Source organism: Microbacterium sp. Clip185, from assembly GCF_028743715.1.
In the GTDB taxonomy this organism is placed as follows: Bacteria; Actinomycetota; Actinomycetes; order Actinomycetales; family Microbacteriaceae; genus Microbacterium.
On the sequence record NZ_CP117996.1, the window covers coordinates 665,509 to 683,413 of the forward strand.

12 protein-coding genes are annotated in these 17,905 nt (G+C 71.2%); 6 read left to right on the plus strand and 6 right to left on the minus strand.

The annotated features are described in order from the left end of the window. The first annotated feature begins 257 nt into the window (after positions 1-257). Complete coding sequence (locus PQV94_RS03250) at positions 258-833, plus strand: phosphoribosyltransferase family protein (protein WP_274287373.1); 576 nt, start codon at positions 258-260, stop codon at positions 831-833. After that, complete coding sequence (locus tag PQV94_RS03255; RefSeq protein ID WP_274287374.1) at positions 830-2,128, plus strand: amidohydrolase family protein; 1,299 nt, start codon at positions 830-832, stop codon at positions 2,126-2,128. The genes PQV94_RS03250 and PQV94_RS03255 overlap by 4 nt, the downstream gene beginning before the upstream one ends. Before the next feature lie 36 nt (positions 2,129-2,164). On the opposite strand, the gene PQV94_RS03260 is transcribed toward PQV94_RS03255, so the two are convergent. Then, the gene (locus PQV94_RS03260; protein WP_274287375.1) at positions 2,165-2,629 is read right to left on the minus strand and encodes a pyridoxamine 5'-phosphate oxidase family protein; all 465 of its coding nucleotides are present in this window, start codon (positions 2,627-2,629) and stop codon (positions 2,165-2,167) included. A 136-nt stretch (positions 2,630-2,765) separates the two neighbouring features. Here PQV94_RS03260 and PQV94_RS03265 point away from each other — a divergent pair, with 136 nt between their 5' ends. Next, a complete protein-coding gene (locus tag PQV94_RS03265) occupies positions 2,766-4,085 on the plus strand; it encodes a PAS domain-containing sensor histidine kinase (protein WP_274287376.1) in 1,320 nt (439 codons plus the stop codon). 130 nt (positions 4,086-4,215) lie between these two features. Further along, positions 4,216-4,770: a flavin reductase family protein gene (locus PQV94_RS03270; RefSeq protein WP_274287377.1), complete on the plus strand. Its 555-nt coding sequence runs from the start codon at positions 4,216-4,218 to the stop codon at positions 4,768-4,770. A gap of 437 nt (positions 4,771-5,207) precedes the next feature. Here PQV94_RS03270 and PQV94_RS03275 read toward each other — a convergent pair whose 3' ends face one another. Both PQV94_RS03275 and PQV94_RS03280 read right to left on the minus strand, forming a co-directional pair. Then, complete coding sequence (locus PQV94_RS03275) at positions 5,208-5,468, minus strand: hypothetical protein (RefSeq protein ID WP_274287378.1); 261 nt, start codon at positions 5,466-5,468, stop codon at positions 5,208-5,210. Positions 5,469-5,572: 104 nt separating this feature from the next. Beyond that, entirely contained in the window at positions 5,573-6,169 is a 597-nt protein-coding gene (locus PQV94_RS03280) for an arsenate reductase/protein-tyrosine-phosphatase family protein (RefSeq protein WP_274287379.1), read from the minus strand. Positions 6,170-6,216: 47 nt separating this feature from the next. Here PQV94_RS03280 and PQV94_RS03285 point away from each other — a divergent pair, with 47 nt between their 5' ends. Continuing rightward, complete coding sequence (locus PQV94_RS03285; RefSeq protein ID WP_274287380.1) at positions 6,217-7,161, plus strand: CPBP family intramembrane glutamic endopeptidase; 945 nt, start codon at positions 6,217-6,219, stop codon at positions 7,159-7,161. Between the two features lie 278 nt (positions 7,162-7,439). Here the strand turns inward: PQV94_RS03285 and PQV94_RS03290 are convergent, their stop codons facing one another. The 3 genes from PQV94_RS03290 to PQV94_RS03300 are packed head-to-tail and all read right to left on the minus strand — an operon-like array spanning position 7,440 to position 10,698. Next, positions 7,440-8,624: a Dyp-type peroxidase gene (locus PQV94_RS03290; protein ID WP_274287381.1), complete on the minus strand. Its 1,185-nt coding sequence runs from the start codon at positions 8,622-8,624 to the stop codon at positions 7,440-7,442. Continuing rightward, on the minus strand, positions 8,621-9,394 hold the full coding sequence (locus PQV94_RS03295) for a hypothetical protein (protein WP_274287382.1): 774 nt from the start codon (positions 9,392-9,394) through the stop codon (positions 8,621-8,623). The genes PQV94_RS03290 and PQV94_RS03295 overlap by 4 nt, the downstream gene beginning before the upstream one ends. Beyond that, positions 9,391-10,698 (minus strand): right-handed parallel beta-helix repeat-containing protein, encoded by a 1,308-nt coding sequence (locus tag PQV94_RS03300; protein WP_274287383.1) that lies wholly within the window; start codon positions 10,696-10,698, stop codon positions 9,391-9,393. Before PQV94_RS03300 ends, PQV94_RS03295 begins: the two co-directional genes overlap by 4 nt. 189 nt (positions 10,699-10,887) lie before the next feature. Here PQV94_RS03300 and PQV94_RS03305 point away from each other — a divergent pair, with 189 nt between their 5' ends. Beyond that, on the plus strand, positions 10,888-17,751 hold the full coding sequence (locus PQV94_RS03305) for an SdrD B-like domain-containing protein (RefSeq protein WP_274287384.1): 6,864 nt from the start codon (positions 10,888-10,890) through the stop codon (positions 17,749-17,751). The last annotated feature ends 154 nt before the right edge of the window (positions 17,752-17,905 follow it).

Here is a 17,905-nt window from a genome sequence, read left to right on the forward strand (position 1 = left end):
CGGATGCGGCGGCGGACTTCGGTTCTGCAGGAGTTCGGGGCTGCGGGCGGCGCGGGAGAAGAGGCGCGGGCGTGGGGTGCGGATGCGGGGTGCGGGCGCGGGGCGTACCGGGGCGTCCTCGGCATCCGTCGTGCCCGAACTCCTGCAGAACGGGCGGTTCGGGGGCGGATGCGGGGGCTGACTGCGGTTTCGCAGGAGTTGTGTCACCGGGCGGGGCGCGAAACCGGGGCGACACACGCGCGGCGTAGCCTCCGGGCATGCCCGCAGACACCTATCTCGCCCAGGTCGGCAGCCAGCAGATCACGCTGCCGATCATCCCGGTCTCCGACGACCTGTCGATCGCGTTGATGATGGTGATCGATCACGGCGTGCGCTTCGCCGAGACCGCGGGGCGGGAGCTGGCGGTGCAGTTCGCGGATGCGGGTGTCGAGGTCGTCGTGGCTCCCGCGACGCTCGGGATCCCCGTGGCGATCGAGGTCACCCGCGCGCTCGGTCTCGACGACTACGTGATCCTGCAGAAGACCCGCAAGGTGCATCTCGGGGATGCGCTGGAGGAACCCGTGCACGCCATCACCAGCACGACGGGTGCGGCTCTCCTGCTCGACCGGGCGCGCCTGGCGGCGGTCGAAGGCAAGCGGGTGCTGTTCGTCGACGACGTGATCTCCAGCGGCTCCTCGTCGGGTGCCGCGCTGCGTCTGCTCGAGCGCGCCGGGGCGGAGATCGTCGGCATCGGTGCGCTGCTGGCCGAGGGCGAGGGGTGGCCCGCGGCGCTCGCGCCCTATGCGGACCGTGTCGCGGTGCTCGGCCGCATCCCGGTGTTCCCGCGCGCGTGAGCGTCGTCGACACGGTCATCGACGACGCGCTCGTCGTCACGATGGATGCCGCCCGGCGAGTCGTCAGGGGATGGATCGCGATCCGCGACGGCGTCGTCGAGGCCGTGGGCGAGGGGCCGGCGCCCGCGGGCAGCGAGCGGATCGATGCGCGCGGCGGCATCGTGCATCCGGGGTTCGTCAGCGCGCACACGCACTCCATGGATGCGGCCGCCGCAGGCGCGTTGGACGTGTCCGCACCGTTCTTCGACTGGCTCTTCGGTACGTACTACCGCACCGTGCTCGCCCTCACTCCGCCGGATGCGGCGCACGCGGTGCGTGCGCTGGCGACGGATGCTGCTCGCGCCGGCATCACGACGGTGCTGGACTGCTGGGGCGTCGGCGACGTCGGCACGCGCCGTGCGGACGAGGCGTTCGCCGCGAGTGCGGCGGCCGCAGCGGCGTCCGGCATCCGGTGGATCCTGGCGCCCATGGTCTCCGACCGCCTGCCGCTCGAATGGACACCCGCGCTCGAGGCCGCGGAGGAGGCGGGCGGCTTCCGGCGCGAGGCGCTCATCGCCCCCACCGAGACCGCTCTGCGCTTCGCCGCGTCGGCCCTGCGCGAGGCGGCGGGTCGCCTGTCCGTGTTCGCCTGCACGGAGCTTCCGGAGATGGCGTCGGACGCGCTCTTGAGCGGACTCGCGGGCCTCGAGGCGCCAGGCTTCACGACCCATCTGTGCGCCTCCGATGCCGGGGCCGTCGGGATCGAAGGCCCCGACGGGAGCCGCGAGCGGGCGGTCGCCCGTTTGGAGCGGCTGGGACTTCTGAGCCCGCGTCTGGTGGGCGCGCATCTGAGCGCGACCGATGCCGGCGATCGGGAACGGCTGGCGTCCCACGGATGCGGCGGTGTGCACTGCGCGGCATCCGCCATGTACTCCGGCTCGCCTCGCAGCGCTCTCGGGGAGCTGCGGGAGTCCGGCATCCGCGTCGGGCTCGGTCTCGACAACCGCAGTCTGAACACGCCCACGGACATGGTCGCCGAGATGCGCCATGCGCTCGCCTTCGACCGTGCTGCCGGCACCGGGACGCACCGCGTGAGGGCATCCGATCTTCTGGCGCACGCCACGATCGACGCGGCGCGGGTGCTGGGGATGGCGGGGGTCATCGGCTCCCTCGAGCCGGGTAAGCGCGCCGATCTGGTGGTCCGGGCCGCACCGGACTCTCCGTCGATGCCGCCGGAGGCTCGGATCGTGCTGGCCTCTCGTCCGGAGGACGTGCAGCTGGTGCTCGTGGACGGGGCGCCCGTCTTCACCCGGTGATCGCGCCCGGACCGCCGAAGGTCCGGGCGCGAGGCGTCACAGTTCGACGGTCTCGTTCTCGCCCTCGACGCGGTGGCCGGTGAGGGCGGCGACGGCGCGGACGATCTTGCCGCCCGGCGCCGTCCAGTACTCCGCGCTGTCGGCGCGGAAACGCAGGAGACCCGCGGCGGGGTCCTCGGGGCCGCCCTCGAACCAGGCGTCGACAGCGGGGCTCCACAGCTGCTCGAGCTTGCCGTGGTCGTCGACCATCGCCGCGGTCCCCGACAACGAGACCCAGGTGTCGTCGCTGCTGAGCGACACGTTGACGCGGGGTTCGCGCGCGACGTTGACCGCAGCCGAGGTCCCTGTGCCGACGATGAACCACAGATCGCCGTCGAACTCCGCCTCCTGCACGGTGAGCGGGTGCGCGACGAGCTTGCCGTCGGCTTCGGTGGTGGTGACCATGGCGAACCGGAACTTCTTGATCAGACCGGCGAGCTCTTCGTGTGCGTTCTCGGACATGTCCGTTCCTCCTCTGCGGATGCGTGTCGCCATCGTCGCCCGGGCGCGGCGCTCGGTCGAGCGCCCCCCTCCGGTCACGCGGATGTGCTACACACATGAGCGGATGCGGCGTCGGCGCGTTTGCGGCAGAATCCAGATGACGCGTACCCGACGCGTCGATCCGACGAGCGATGAACTGATCGACGTCCCGATGGGAGCCGACATCTCCGAGCCCGATTCCTCCGCCGCGCCGCCGTTCGACCAGGCGCCGGCCGCGGCAGCGCCCGCATCCGGCGTCGGCCTGCCGGTTCCGGTGGGTGCCGTCCCTGCTGACGCCCCGACGGGCGCGCTCGTGCAGGACTGGACCGCGCAGGTGACCTCGGTGGCCATCGTCCACCTCGACATCGAGGGGCGGGTGGCGGGGTGGAACCCCGGTGCCGCGAAGCTGAAGGGGTACACCGCCGACGAGATCCTCGGCTCCTCGTTCACCCGCTTCTACCGCGAGGAGGACCGGCTGCGCGGCCTGCCGCTGCGTCTGCTCGCGATCGCCGCGACGCGAGGTTCGGTGGAGGACAACGGGTGGCGGGTGCGCGCCGACGGATCGTTGTTCTGGGCGCACGTGATCATCACCGCGCTCCGCGACGGCACCGGCGAGGTCTCGGGCTTCGTGAAGATCGTGTCCGATCTCACCGCATCCAAACAGCGCGAGGACGCGGAGCTGGACTTCCTGCGCGCCTTCGCGCACGACTTCCTCTCGCCGATCACCGCGCTGCGCGGTTACGTCGACCTGATGGCGGAGCCGGGCGGCAACACGACCGCCGCCATCGAGCGGATCTCGGCCGTCACCGACCATCTGGCGACGATGATCCAGGATCTCTCGGCCCGCCTGGTTCCCACCCGTGCCCGCCAGACGCGCAGCCGAGCAGACGCCTCGGTCACGGTGCGTGAGGCGGCCGAGCTCGTGCTCCCCGGCGACGCCTACGGGCGCATCCGCTACCGCTCGCCGCACTCGGTCGCGGTGCAGGCGGACCCGGTCGCTCTGCGGCGGGCGATCGCGAATCTCGTCGACAACGCTGCGAAGTACAGCGAGGGTCCCATCGACATCTCGGTCGAGGTGGACGGTGCCCAGGCGCGCATCGCGATCTCGGACCGGGGTCGGGGCATTGCTCCGGAGGACCTCGAGCGCATCTTCGATCCCCTGGAGCGCGGGCGGCTGTCGAATCCGGATGACGGCGGATCCGGAATCGGATTGGCGAGCACGAAGGCGCTCATCGAGCGACAGGGCGGCGAGGTGCTGCTGTGCAGCACGGTGGGCAAGGGCACCACGGTGACGATCACGCTTCCCGTCGACGACGACAGCCCTCTCGCATCGGACGATGCGCCCGCCTCTGCTGTGCGCGACATCCGGGCAGCCGGCGAGCGAGGCGGTGCGGGTGGCGGGTCGGTCACGGGCTGCACGACACGACCCGCCGCGTGACGATAGCTGACGGCAATCGATTGATCGCCGTCAGGCATCTTCATTCCGCCGTAAAGCCCGCGTAACACCGGCTTCGTAGCGTGGCCGTGCGCCCGCGGACTGCGCTTCGCGGGCGTGAAGGAGAGTCGCCATGACCTGGAACCACCCGTGGGCCGAGATCGTCCCCGGACCCGACGGGACCGCCCGTACCGTCCTGCCCGCAGCTCCCAAGGATGCGGATGCGGTGCGCGACATGTTCGCGCAGCATCCCACCGGCATCGCGGCGATCTGCGCCGTCACCCCGGAGGGCCCGCAGGCGATGGTGGCGACCTCGTTCGCGCTCGGGATCTCGTTCGATCCGCCTCTGGTGCTGTTCTCGGCTCAGCAGTCCTCGCGCACGTGGCCGTTGATCGCCGGCGCTCAGCGCATCGGAGTCTCGGTGCTCGGCGAGGAGAACGCGGCGGCGGTGCGCACGCTCGCATCGCGCTCGGGAGACCGGTTCACGGGCCTGGTCACCGCGCAGACCGACGGCGGCGCCATCCTCATCGACGGAGCGCGCATGTGGCTCGAGTGCAGGGTGCACAGCGACGAGCCCCTCGGCGATCACCGACTGGTGGTGCTGGAGGTGCTCGGCGGATCGAGCCACCGCGGCACGGCTCCGCTCGTCTATCACGACGGGGGAGTGGGGAGCCTGGCCGCGTCCTGACGCGCGTGGGCCGGTCGTCTCGCGATGAGGGGGGCGATCGGCATCCCGAGCCCCGCCCGCCCCACCGCGACACGATCGGCTCGACGGTGAACCACTCGGACCGCTGCGACGGCGTCGAAGCGCACCGCAGCGGTCCGAGTGCGGCCGCAGATGGTGGCCGGTCCCGACGTCTGCGCTTGTGCGGGAACCGACGATCACCTCACGACACGGAAGGCGTGACGGGGAGAGAGACCGCCAACCCACCGCAGGGGTCTGTCTCCACCGGCACCCGTGTCGCATTCTCTGCGTCCACGTGCCCTACTCAACTCGCTTTCGCGGTCGAGATGCGCGCCGCAGACCGTGAATAACACGACGGATGCCGGCGCCGGCATCCGTGCGGCAGGAACGACGAGGGGCCGCATCCGACTGGATGCGGCCCCTCGCCTCACGACGGTGCGTCAGTAGCTGTTCACGCTCACCGCTGCGATCCCGCCGGCGATGGCGAGGATCGTGACGATGAGGCCGAGGGCGAACAGCACGGCCCCGATGATGATGCCGACGAGGGCCGGGGTGTTCTTGTAGCCGGCCTTCTTCGACTGGTTGAAGGCGATGGCGGAGATGATGAGACCGATGACGTTGAAGAAGATCGCGACGACCAGGCCGACGACCCCGAGAGTCTTGCCCGGGTAGTCGACGCCGGGAGCGGGCTGCTGAGTCATGAGAAGTCCTTTTGCTCGAGACGTGTTGACCGCACCACTGTGGCAGAAACCTGGGAGTCAGCGCAGAGCTCTTGACGCAAACGGTTGAAAACTCTAATGAAGCGTCACGCCCGAACGGCGAAGTCGAGCAGTCGCACCGTCTCGCCCAGGGCGGGCATCAGCTCCGACGCCATCTGCTCGTACACCTCCCAGTCCCGACGGTACGGGTCGACCACGTCGTCGAGCGTCGGATCGGCGGGCGACTCGATCTCGCCGCGCACCGAGATGAGGTGGGCGAGCAGAGCGTCGAGCCGCTCGCGCGGGTCGGTGCCCGCAGCATCCGCCACGGCACGGGCGTCGTCATCCGACACGTGCGCCGCCAGGCGGGCGAGCTCGCGCACGGTGAAGGTGCGCCGTGTCGCCGCGGGGGCGAGTTCGACCACCGCGCGTCGGTGCTCACGCGTCATCGCCAGTACGAGCGCAGGCGTGCGCAGGTGGGCTTCGTTCAACCAGCGTGCGCGGTGCGCATCGATCAGATCGCCCGGGACTCCGTAGGCGCGGGCGAGCGCCGCAGCCTCCGGTGTCATGGGCTCGTCGACGAGCGCCCGCATCCCGGCGCTGGCCGCCGTGATTCCGCTCGTGCCCAGCTCGTCGCGGAGGATCACCTCGGCGAACGGCGAGCGGCAGATGTTGCCGGTGCACACCGTCAGAACCTCGAGCATCGCCGGTGTCTCCTGTCCGCCGGTCCCCGCCCGGTAACCTGGCCCCTGTGAGCGAGTCTACCGAGCCCGGAAGCGGCGAGTCCGGCGCCTACCGTTCGTCGCGCTTCGAGCGCTCGGCGGACGGAGCCTGGACCGCTCACCGCCAGGAGGCGGCCCCCGCGGGACGCTTCGACAACCTCGGTCTCGTCGAGGCGGAGATCGAAGAACGCCCCGAACCCGAGCGTCGAGGTCGGCGGCGGCGTCCGCCTGTACCGCGTGTCTGGCTGCAGGGCGGCAGTACGACGCAGCGGTGGAGCTGGCCGCTCGTGGGCGGCGCCCTCATGGGGCTCGGCGCGGGGCTGTTGATCGCGACCGCGGCGTCGACGCTCATCGGCGGAACGCTGGGCGGGTGGGTCGGCAGCATCGTGCTGTGGGTCTCGATGATCCTGCCCGTCGTGTTCGCCTACTCGCGTTCGGTGCCCCGGGGCCTCCTGCGCTTCCGGGCGGCGGATCTCCTGTTCGGGCTTGTCCTCGGGCTCGCTCTGCGCGTCGTCAGCGGATGGTTGGCGCAGGCGGAGCGGGGTACCGCGCCCTGGCCCGCGCTGCCCACCACCAACGGCGGCCTCTCGGGGGTGGACTGGCTCGCCGATGCCGTCGTGCCCATCCTCGTCTCACCCGTCGTCGAGGAGTTCTTCTTCCGCGGGTTCCTGCTCGTCGCGCTGTACACCGTGTTCCGTCGCCTCACCCGGTTGCCCTCGGCGGCCGGTGCGGGGGCGGCTCTGATCAGCACGGGCATCTTCCTGCTGCTTCACCAGTTCACCGGATCGCTGTCCGGCGACGCATCCGGGGCCGCATCCATCGCGCTCTTCGGGCTCGCGACGGGGGTGCTCGTGCTCGTCACGGGCAGATTCTGGGCGGCCCTCATCGCCCACGTCGTCTTCAACGGCTCGTATGTCGCGCTCGCCGTCGTCGGCACCCTCGCGGGGCTCAACGGAGGGATCGTCGCGGCCTGAACCGCTGCGGGTGAAGCGGCGGGTGAAACCCGGCGCTGACGCGATCCGGCATCCGCATCGCGCCGTTAGCGTCTGTTCACCCGATCTCCCCTGTCGTAGATCGACGCGGCGTCGTCGATCTACGACAGGGCAGCACCCTCATTCGTCCGGAGGCCCCTATGCCCCGCTCTTCCCGCGCCGCCGTGCGCATGGCCATGCTCGGTCTCACCCTGATCCTCGCGGCGAGCGTCCTGCTCGGTGCGATCGCGCTCATGCGCGGCACCCTGGCGCTCTGAGCCTCAGCGTCCGAGGCTCGCGCCGAGGGCGCCGTCGGTGCGTCCCGGCACGATGAGGAACGACGCGGATGCGGTCGGCGTGGCGAACGTCATCAGATCGTCCGTCTCGTCGAGGCGATGCTGCGTGCGCACGAAATCGTCGAGCTCGCGCTGGAAGCACATGAACAGCAGGCCGTCGTCGGGCGCCTCACCCGGGCCCGCGGCATTGCTGTACGCGTACCCGCGTCGGAGCATGAGCCGGCTGCCTGTGAAGGAGGGGTGGGCCGCGCGCACGTGGGAGCGGGATGGCACGAGATAGCTGCCGTCGGGGCTCTTCGCGGTGAGATCCGCCTCGGCCGTGGGCCCGCCGCCCGAGAGGGGGTCGCCCGTGGCGCGGACGCGGCCGACGACCGCATCCTGACGCTCGCCCGGCAGCGCGTGGAAGCCCGTGGTGTCGAGCCGGAGGCGTCGGATCACCGCGATCGTCCCGCCCGCCGCGGGGCCGTCGGCGATCCAGACGTTCTCGTCGAGCTCGTCGTCGCCGTGGGGGACGATGATGCCGTCGTGGTAGCCGAGGGGGTTGCGCACGATCGTGCCCTCGCCCGCGCCTCGCACGCACGGCTGCGTCCACCGGCGGACGGCGCCGGAGGCGGCGGCGAGGACGTCGGCGATGCTCGCGTGCAGTGCGCCCGCATCCGATGCGTAGGCCGAGATCAGCAGATCTCCGCCGCGCATGTCGTCCGCGAGCGACGCATCGCTCGCGAAACGCGGGAGCTCGTCCGCCCCCGGAAGGGAGGCATCGATCGCGGTGACCAGTCTCGGGCCGATCCCGATCGTGATCGTGAGGTCGCCGGGGCCGTCGGGCAGCACGATGCGCTCGGTGGCCGCGGGGTCGGTGAGGGCGTCGATGCGCTCGCCGAGCGCCGCCAGCATCGCGAGCACCCCCGCCGCGGTGGTGATCTCGGGGGTGTCCGCGACCACGACCAGTCCGTTGCGCTGCGGCGTGGCCGGACGGGCGATGCCCGCCTGCGTGCGCCCGCGGGAGGGTACCGCCCCGGTCTCGGTCGTCGGTGCGGCATCGGGGGCGCCCGGCACACCCTGCGCGAGCGCCCATCCGCCCGCGGCGCCGAGGGCCGCCCCGCCGAGGCCGATGCCCCCGCTCAGCAGCAGCGCCCGTCTGCTGATCCCGGATGCGGGCCTGTCGCTCACGGTGCCGTCTCCGCCGCCGCGGTGAACACGTCGGGCAGCGTGACACCGCCGGCATCCGCGAAGGCGACCGTGGTCCACTCCGCCGCCCCGCCGAGGCGCACATCGAGCCTGCGCAGGAGCGAGGTGTCGTCGAGCCAGTAGCGCACGGTCGCCGAGTCGGGGTCGGCGGCGGGCGTCGCGGCGACCGCGTCGCTCTCGGGTCCGGCGTACACGGTCAACGTCTCACCGTCGACGTCGCGGGTGCCGAGCCAGAGCGCTCCGCCCTGCTGCAGCAGCAGCGGGTTGTCGGGCCGGTCGGCACCGAGCTGCGCGATGACGGCCAGCACCGCGTCGCGGCGGGATCCGGTGGGATCGAGCGCGGCGCCGGTCCAGGCGGTGTCGAGCTGATCCGCATCCGGGATGGGCAGCGGCGCGGGGTCGTCACCGGTGGGCGTCGCGGCCGAGGCCGGATGCGTGCCCGCGACCTGCGCGTTCCACAGCAACAGCTGCGGGTCGACGCTCTGCCACAGGCCGTAGCCGATCGCCGTCGCGTAGTCGTACCAGCCGTCGAAGCGCGTTTCGCTGCCGCCCTCGGTGAGCGAGAACGAGATCGCGCGAGCGCCCGCATCCTGGTTGCGCAGCCGCATGATCGCGAGGTTCTGCGCCTCCTCGCTCGTGAGCGGGCGCGCATCGGATGCGGCGAAGTCGTCGGAGGAGGCCCCGGCGCACCCGGTGAGAGCGGTGATCGTGACGGCGGCGACCGCCAGCGCGGCGGCGAGGCGGCGTCTCATCCGCGCGCTCCGGCGGCGAGCAGGTCGGCCGCCGGAAGCGGGTAGCGGCTGAGGTCGGGGGCGCCCACGGAGTCGGGGAGCGAGCGCGCCGGAGCCTGGGGATCGGGCAGCTGCGGCTGCGGCGGCGGCGGGGGCACGGCGCGGAAGCTCACTCCGGGCGGTGCGACGGATGAGGGCAGCTCCGCCGCACTCGCTGCGGGCTGGTCCACACCGCCCGCGCAGTCCGCGGTGAGGCCCGCAGGCAGCACCGTCACGGCGGCGGGATCGACGCAGTTGCCCTGCGCGGGCGCCCGGGGCCCCGAGATGTTCGCGGTGTCGACGCCGTTCGCCTCGAAGGCGTTGCCGCTGAAGTCGTTGCTCGCAGCTCTCAGATCCTCGGTGCCCGCCAGCAGCACACCCGCCCGCGCGTTGCCCGCGATGCGGTTGTCGCGGATGTCGTTGCTCGTGCCGCCGCTGATGCCGATGCCGATGCCGAACCCGCCATCCGCCTGCACGGGCGAGGTGGGCTCGACGTTGTCCGAGACGAGGTTGCCGACGACCGTGTTGCCGGACTGTGGGACGAAGGCCTCCTGGTAGTTGGAGATCAGCGTCAGACCCACGCGGTTGCGGCTGAAACGGTTGCCCACGATGTAGACGCTGTCGGAGGCATTGGCGTTCTCGAAGCCGACGGCGTTGTTCTCGGCGATGTTGTCTCTGACGGTGATGTCGCAGTCGCGGCACTGCCCGACGTAGATGCCGCTGTCTGCGGAGCCGGAGGCGTAGGAGTTCGAGATGACGCCGTGCTGGGCGTCGAAGGCGTATAGCCCGTACAGGCCGTTGTTGTACGCGGTCACGTGATCGATCGAGAAGCGCTGCACCGGCGGGAACTTCTCGGGATCGAGGTGCGTGTACCCGCCGCCGCCGTGCGCCGTGGGGCCGTTCTCGTCGTGGAGGCCCGTCACCAGCACTCCGTAGAAGGTCGCGCCCGTGACAGTGAGGTTCTCGACGCTGACGCCGTCGGCGATTGCGACGATCCCGTAGGGGCGCTGTCCTTCGCCGTCGACGACGGTCTCGTTGCGATTCAGACCGCGAACCGTCACGCCCGGCTTGTCGACGAGGACCTGCTCGGGATAGACGCCCGGCGAGACGAGGATGAGCCCGCCTTCGGCGACCCGTGTCACTGCCTCGGAGATCGTGGGGGCGTCCGCCGGCACGGCGACCGTCTCGAGCGTCGCGGGTTCGGCGGCGCACGCGGCGAGAGCGGATGCGGCCAGGGCGAGGGCAGCGAGAGCGGCCGCGAGACGGCCCCTCGAGGAAGCAGGCATGACCGGATACTAACCGGGCCCGACGCCGGTCTCCGCGTCCGCATCGGATGCGGGTGAAAGGGCGGGTGAAATACCCGGCTCACCCGGCTGGACGTGCGGTGCGAACGAGAGCCTGAGTTGTCATCCCTGCCCGAGGGAGGACTTCCCCTGTTCTCGCACGCCCGCCCGAGAGTCCGCCGGAGGACCGTCATGCCCACTGCCCTTGCCCGCCCCAGACATGCCCGCCGGCGCCTGCTCGGCGCGGCCATGGCGTGGACGCTCGCCCTCACCGGCGTTGGCCTCGCCGCGGCGGCACCCGCATCCGCCGCGCCCGAGGACGAGGTTCGCGGAACCGTCTTCCGCGACTTCAACGGCAACGGCTTCTTCGACACCGGCAACGCCGCAGGAACGGGTCAGGCCAACGACCGCGGCCTCGCGGGCGTCACGGTCACGGTCGTCGACGGCGCCGGTACGACGCTGGGCACGACGACCTCCGCGGCCGACGGCACCTACGCGATCGACGCGTCGGATGCGCTGAGCTCCCACGTGCGCGTCGAGTTCTCCGACTGGCCCACCGCGTACGAGCCGAGCGGCACGAGCACGGCGGGCAGCAACGGCACGAGCGTGCAGTTCGCCGAGGTCGGCCAGTCGGGCGTCGACTTCGCCCTGAACCAGCCGGCCGACTACTCCCAGGCGCAGGCGCCGATCGTCACCTCCATCCAGCGGGCGGGCGCCCCTTCGGCGGCGCAGGGCGGCTCGGCTGCGGCCATCAACGGTGCGGCGATCACAGCGCTGCCGTACCAGGCGAGCTACCGCGGTGCGCAGCCGTCCGGATTCGCGAACCTCACCACGCTGGCCACGTTCGGCGAGGTGGGTGCGGTCTCGAGCGTCGTCTATCAGGCGCAGTCCAACACCGTGTTCGCCTTCGCCACCTACAAGCGTCAGAGCGGTCTCGGGTCCCTCGGCATCGGCGGCGTGTACCGGGTGAGCGACGTGCTCGGCGCCGACGGCAAGCCCTCGGATGCGGGCTCCGTCACACCGTGGCTCGATCTGACCGACCTGGGGATCGATCTCGGTACGGCAGCAAGCAACGCCGCGCGTGGGCTCACCTCCGCGACCACCGCCACCCACGACGTGGACGGGTTCGAGAAGGCCGGCAAGATCGGCGTCGGCGGCGTCGCCCTCTCGGCCGACGGCTCGACGCTGTACTTCGTCAACCTGAACGACAAGAAGCTATACGCGATCGACGTCTCCGACCCGGCGGTGACCCCGACGACCTACACCTCGTGGGACCTCGGCCTCGGCGACGGTCAGCGCCCCTGGGCCGTGACGGTGCACGGCGGCTCGATCTACGTCGGCTACGTCGACTCCGGCGAGACCGCGGCCGGCCCGCGGCCCGGGCTCGCCGCCGCCGCCGCAGACATGTCGCTGCACGTGCTCGCCACGCCCGCCGATGCACCCGGCACGTGGACCGAGGTGCTCTCCTCGTCGCTGGGCTACGCCAAGGGTGACGTCGCCATGGGTGCGCTCGGCACCCAGGCCAAGCGCTGGAACAGCTGGACCGACACGTGGACGTGGTCGGGCGGCTCGGTCAGCGAGGCCAACGGCGGCTGGCACATCTACCCTCAGCCGATCCTCTCAAGCCTCTACTTCGACGACCAGGGCTACCTCAGCCTGGGACTTCTCGACCGCACGGCGGTCCAGGGCGGCAACCGCAACTGGGGCACCGTCAGCACGGGCTTCTACGAGACCGCATCCGGTGGCGACCTGCTGATCGCCGCTCCCAGCGGAGCGGGCTTCGTGATGGAGAACAACGGTGTCGTGGGCACCCGCACGGCGGCCGTCGGCGCGACGCCCGAAGGCCCCGGCGGACGGGAGTTCTACGACGACCGCCAGAACCTCGGAGGCGGTACCTACCACCGGGAGAACTCGCTCGGCTCCGTCATCGGCATGCGCGGCACGGGTGAAGTCGTCGCGACCACCTACGACCCGCTCGGCGGCATCCGGCTGGCCGGACTCCAGTGGTTCAACCAGAACAACGGACGCTCGATCTCCGGCTACGAGCAGACCCTCGACGGCGGCGGCTCGGCCTCGCCCGACGGCACGTTCCAGAAGGGTGGCGGCCTCGGTGCCGTGGCCCTGGTCGCCCGCGAAGCGCCGGTCGAGATCGGCAACCGTGTGTGGTTCGATGCCGATCAGGACGGCATCCAGGATGCCGACGAGCCCTCGATCGCCGGCGTCACGGTCGAGCTGCGCGACAGCACCGGAAACGTCGTCGCCACCAAGGTCACGGACGAGAACGGCGAGTACTACTTCCGCTCCGACGCCGACGGCTTCGCCACCTCCGGCGACTACACGGTGACGTTCGTCAAGCCCACCTCGGGCAACGTGGATCTGCGTGGACCCAACGCCGCGAGCTTCGGCGACGTGCGCTGGGAAGACGCATCCTTCACGAAGACCGCCCAGGGCGGCGACCGGGCGATCGACTCGAACGCCGACGCATCCGGCAACGCGCCGGTCACGATCGCCGGCGCAGGGTTCAACGACCACACGATCGACGCCGGCTTCGTCGCGAACGTCCCGTTCACGGTGGAGAAGGACATCGACGCCTCGGGAGGCGCTGCCACAGACGGGCAGCAGTTCACGATCGATCTCGCCGCGCGCGACTTCCGCGGCGGATCCCTCTCGCCCCCGCTCACTCAGAACAGCGTGACCCTCGAAGCGGGTGAGGTCTCCGGCGCGTTCACCGTGCCCGTCGGGACCCGCATCAAGCTCTCGGAGAGCGACCCCAAGGTGAAGTCCTACGTCGTGTCGGGCGCCGGTGCAGCGGATGCCGACGGCTACCACGCGCTGACCGGGACGGGTACGACGCTCGCCCTCGTCGTGACGAACACCCTGTTCGCCCCGGGCACGATCACGGTGACCAAGGACGTCACCGGCGACTTCAGCCTCGCCTCGGACCAGCTGGCGGACGCGGTCTTCACCGTCGCGTACACCTCGGCCGCAGGCAGCGGCACGCTCGAGCTGAAGAGCGCCGACTGGAAGGCGACGAGCATTCCGTTGCCCTACGGCACCGTCGTGACCTTGAGCGAGCCCACCATCACGGGCGTCGACCCGAGCGTCGCCTTCGCTACGCCCGTGTGGAGCTCCGGCGACAACGGCGACGGCACGGCCACCGTGACCGTCGGCGACGGCACCGATACCGCGCTCACGCTCACCAACCCCTCGACGCTGTTGACCGGGAGCTTCTCGATCACCAAGGACGTCACCGGGCCCGGCGCATCCCGGGTGCCCGCGACGACGGCCTTCGTCGCGGAGTACTCCGTCGACGGCGGCACGACGTGGACCGACCTCGCCGAGGTCGTCGACGGCGAGACCGTCGCGGGACCCGCGGCGCTGCCCACCGGATCCTCGGTCCTGGTGCGCGAGAAGGCAGCGCCGACCCTGCCCGATGTGGCCTGGGGTCAGGTCGCCTTCTCCGGAACCGGCGTCGTCGACAACGGCGACGGGACCGCGACGATCACCATCGGCAACGGCACGACCGTGCAGGTGACGATGCAGAACCCGACGACGCCGTTGAACGGCCAGTTCTCGGTGACGAAGGACGTGACGGGACCGGCCGAGACGCTTCTGGATGCGGACACGACCTTCGACGTCGACTACGTCTGGTCGGGCGGCAACGGCACCCTCACCGTGCGCAACGGCGAGACGGCCACGTCACCCTCGTTCCCGACGGGCACGGTCGTGACCGTGACCGAGGTCGCGCCGACCGACGGACTTCCCGCAGGCGCCGACTGGGGCACTCCCGCGCTCACGATCGACGGAACCCCGGCGGCGAACGGGTCGACCATCACGATCGGCGACGCCACGACGATCGCCGTCGTGGTCGATAACCCGACGACCGTGACCCCCACCGTCGAGATCCGCAAGGGCGACGGCGACGAGGCGACGAGCACCATCGTGCACGAGGCGGACACCGTCGCAGACGGCCAGGCCTACGGGCCGGACGAGTCGCGCAGCGTCGTGTTCCGTGTCGTGAACACGGGCCCCGAGCCGCTGCGCAAGGTGGCCATCACCGACGCCACGGTCGCCGGAGGCGCGGTGACGCAGCTGAGCTTCGCCTTCCCCGACGGATCGACGACGGCGGCGGACTACGACGCCGCCACGGGCGTCTGGACGGCCGAGTGGGCGAACACGTTCGCTCCCGGCACCACCGAGTGGGCCGTCGGCGATGTCATCGTCGGCACCGCCCAGCTCACGCCCCGCGTCGGCGACGGTGCGCACCAGGACGTCGCGACAGTAACGGCAGAGGGTGCGCTCTCCGGCCAGCCCGTCGGCGACGAGAACGGCTACAACGCCTTCACGGGTGCGATCCAGGTGATCAAGTACGACGGCAACCTGCCCGACCCGGTCGTGAAGGACGCGACCGGCGGCTGGACCACTCCCGCGAAGCCGCTGCTCTCGCCCGCGCAGGACGCGAACACCCAGGACACCGCCGTGACCTACCCGGTGCTCACGCCGCAGAAGGTCCGGTGGGTGGTCACCAACACGGGCGACACCTGGCTCACCGATCTCTCATTGGTCGATCTCACCCAGAACGGCCCCGCGGTGGGTGACGACTGGACGGCAGACCTGTCCGCCTTCGGCGGGCCCGCGGACTACTCGTTCACCGCGAACGGCAACTGGCAGGGACTCCTGCCGCCCGGAGCCTCGTTCTTCGCCGAGGGGACGCTCACGCTGCCCGCATCGACGACGCACGCCGACGAGGTGACCGTGGTGGGAACGGTCGTCGTGCCCGAGACGGATGCGGACGGCAAGCCGACCGATCAGCCCGCCACCTCCGGCGGCACGCCGGTCACGGCCAAGCACGACGACGGCACCCCCTACACCGTGACCGACGAGGACCCCTTCCACGCCGAGACCGGTGTGGGACCTATCGTCGACATCCAGAAGGGCGACGGCTCGGGGACGACCATCGACAACGAAGCCGACACGATGGCGGACGGCGAGGCGTACACACCCGGTGAGACGCGCACGATCGTCTTCCGCTCCACCAACACCGGCGACGAGCCCCTCGTGTCGGTCGAGCTCGGCGACGTGACGATCGCCGGCGGCGCCGTGGTCTCGATGAGCTGGACCCTGCCCGACGGCACAGCGCTGCCGGCGACGCAGGACGCCGCCACCGGCGCGTGGACGGCGTCATGGCCCGGTCCCTGGCAGCCCGGCGACGTGATCACCGGCACGGCATCGCTCACCCTGGGGGCAGCCTCCGAGGCGCACGTCGACCGTGCGAGCGTCGACGCGGTCGGTCAGCTCTCCGGCATCCCGGTCACGGACTCGAACGACTACAACGCGTTCACGGGTGCGATCCAGGTGATCAAGTACGACGGCAACCTCGCCGACCCGGCCATCACCGACGAGACGGGAGCGTGGGTCACGCCCGCCAAGCCGCTCGCGGACGCCGCGCAGGACGCGAACGACGCCGATCACGCCGTGGAGTATCCGGTGGGAGTGGCTCAGCCCGTGCGCTGGGTGGTCACGAACGCCGGGACGACGTGGATGACCGACATCACGCTGACGGACACGACGGATGCGGGTCCCGCCATCGGTGCCGACTGGACGGCCGACCTGTCGGCGTTCGGTGGGCCCGCGGACTACTCCTTCGCCGAGAGCGGACCCTGGGACGGCCTCCTGCCGCCCGGTGCGTCGTTCTTCGCGCAGGGGACGCTGACGCTGGCGGCCGCCGCATCGCACGCCGACACGGTCGATGTGACGGGAACCGTCGTGGTGCCCGCGGTCGGAGCCGACGGCGTGACCCCGAACGGCGAGCCGTTGCTCGTCGACGGCGACGCCGTGCGCGCCACCGTGCCCAGCCCCGACGACCCGTCGGTGCGCGTTCCCTTCGTCCTCTCCGACGACGACCCGTTCCACGCCCGTACGGGCGTCGGCCCCTACGTCGACATCGAGAAGGGCGACGGCGAGGGCACGACGATCGCGAACGACGCCGACACGATGGGCGACGGTCAGAACTACGCGAACGGCGAGACCCGCACGATCGTGCTGACCGTCACCAACACGGGCGACGAGGACCTGCACCGTGTGGTGCTGAGCGACGAGAACCTCTCGGGCGCCTCCATCCAGTCGCTGGTGTGGACGCTTCCCGACGGCTCGGCGCTGCCGGCGACGCAGCAGGGCTCCGGCTGGAGCGCCCGCTGGGAGCAGACGTTCTCGGGCGACGCGGTCTGGCGTCCGGGTGAGGTCATCACGGGCTCCGCGACCCTCACGCTCGACGGGGGACAGCCTCATGTCGACCGTGCGGTGGTCGATGCCGAGGGTGTCGCCAGCGGCATCCCGGTCACGGATCGAGACGACTACAACGCGTTCACGTCCGGCATCCAGGTGATCAAGTACGACGGCGATAAGGCCGATCCGGCGGTGAAGGATGCTTCGGGAGGCTGGGTCGTGCCCACCAAGCCGCTCGTCGACGCCGCTCAGGACGCCAACGACCGTGACCACGCCGTGAAGTACGAGGCGGGCAGCACCCACACGGTGCGCTGGGTCGTCACGAACACCGGCTCGACGTGGCTGACGGCGATCGACCTGACCGACGCCACGGCGAACGGTCCCGACGTGGAACGCTGGAGCGCCGACCTGTCGGCGTTCGGGGGACCCGCGGCGTACGACTTCGTCGCGAGCGGAACGTGGCACGGGATGATCCCGCCCGGGGCGTCCTTCTTCGCCGAGGGCACCCTGCGCCTCGGTGAGGGGGTCAGCCACGCGGACACCGTGAGCGTCGGCGGCACTCCCGTCGTGCCGGCCACCGACAGCAACGGTGTGCCGACCGGGCAGCCGCAGGTCGACGGGTCGGGTACGCCCGTCCCCGTGACCGACCGATCGGGAGCCCCCGTGCGACTGACCGACAGCGATCCCTTCCACGCCTATGCGCCGGGAGCGCTGGCGGTGACCGGAATCACCCTGTCGATCACCGGTGCGGTGCTGGCGGCACTCCTGCTGCTGACCATCGGACTCATGGCCGTGGTCGTCGCCCGAGGACGACGCCGGGCCCGAGCCTGACCCGCGTCGCCACCCCGCCGAGCGCGGGGTGGCGACGCCAGCCGACATGTCGCATCCGGTGAGCGCACGCCCGCCCCTGTCCGCTGACGTGGACGGGGGCATCGGCGTGCGCCCGGAAGCCGCATCCGATCGGCTCCGTTGCCGCGCCGTAAGG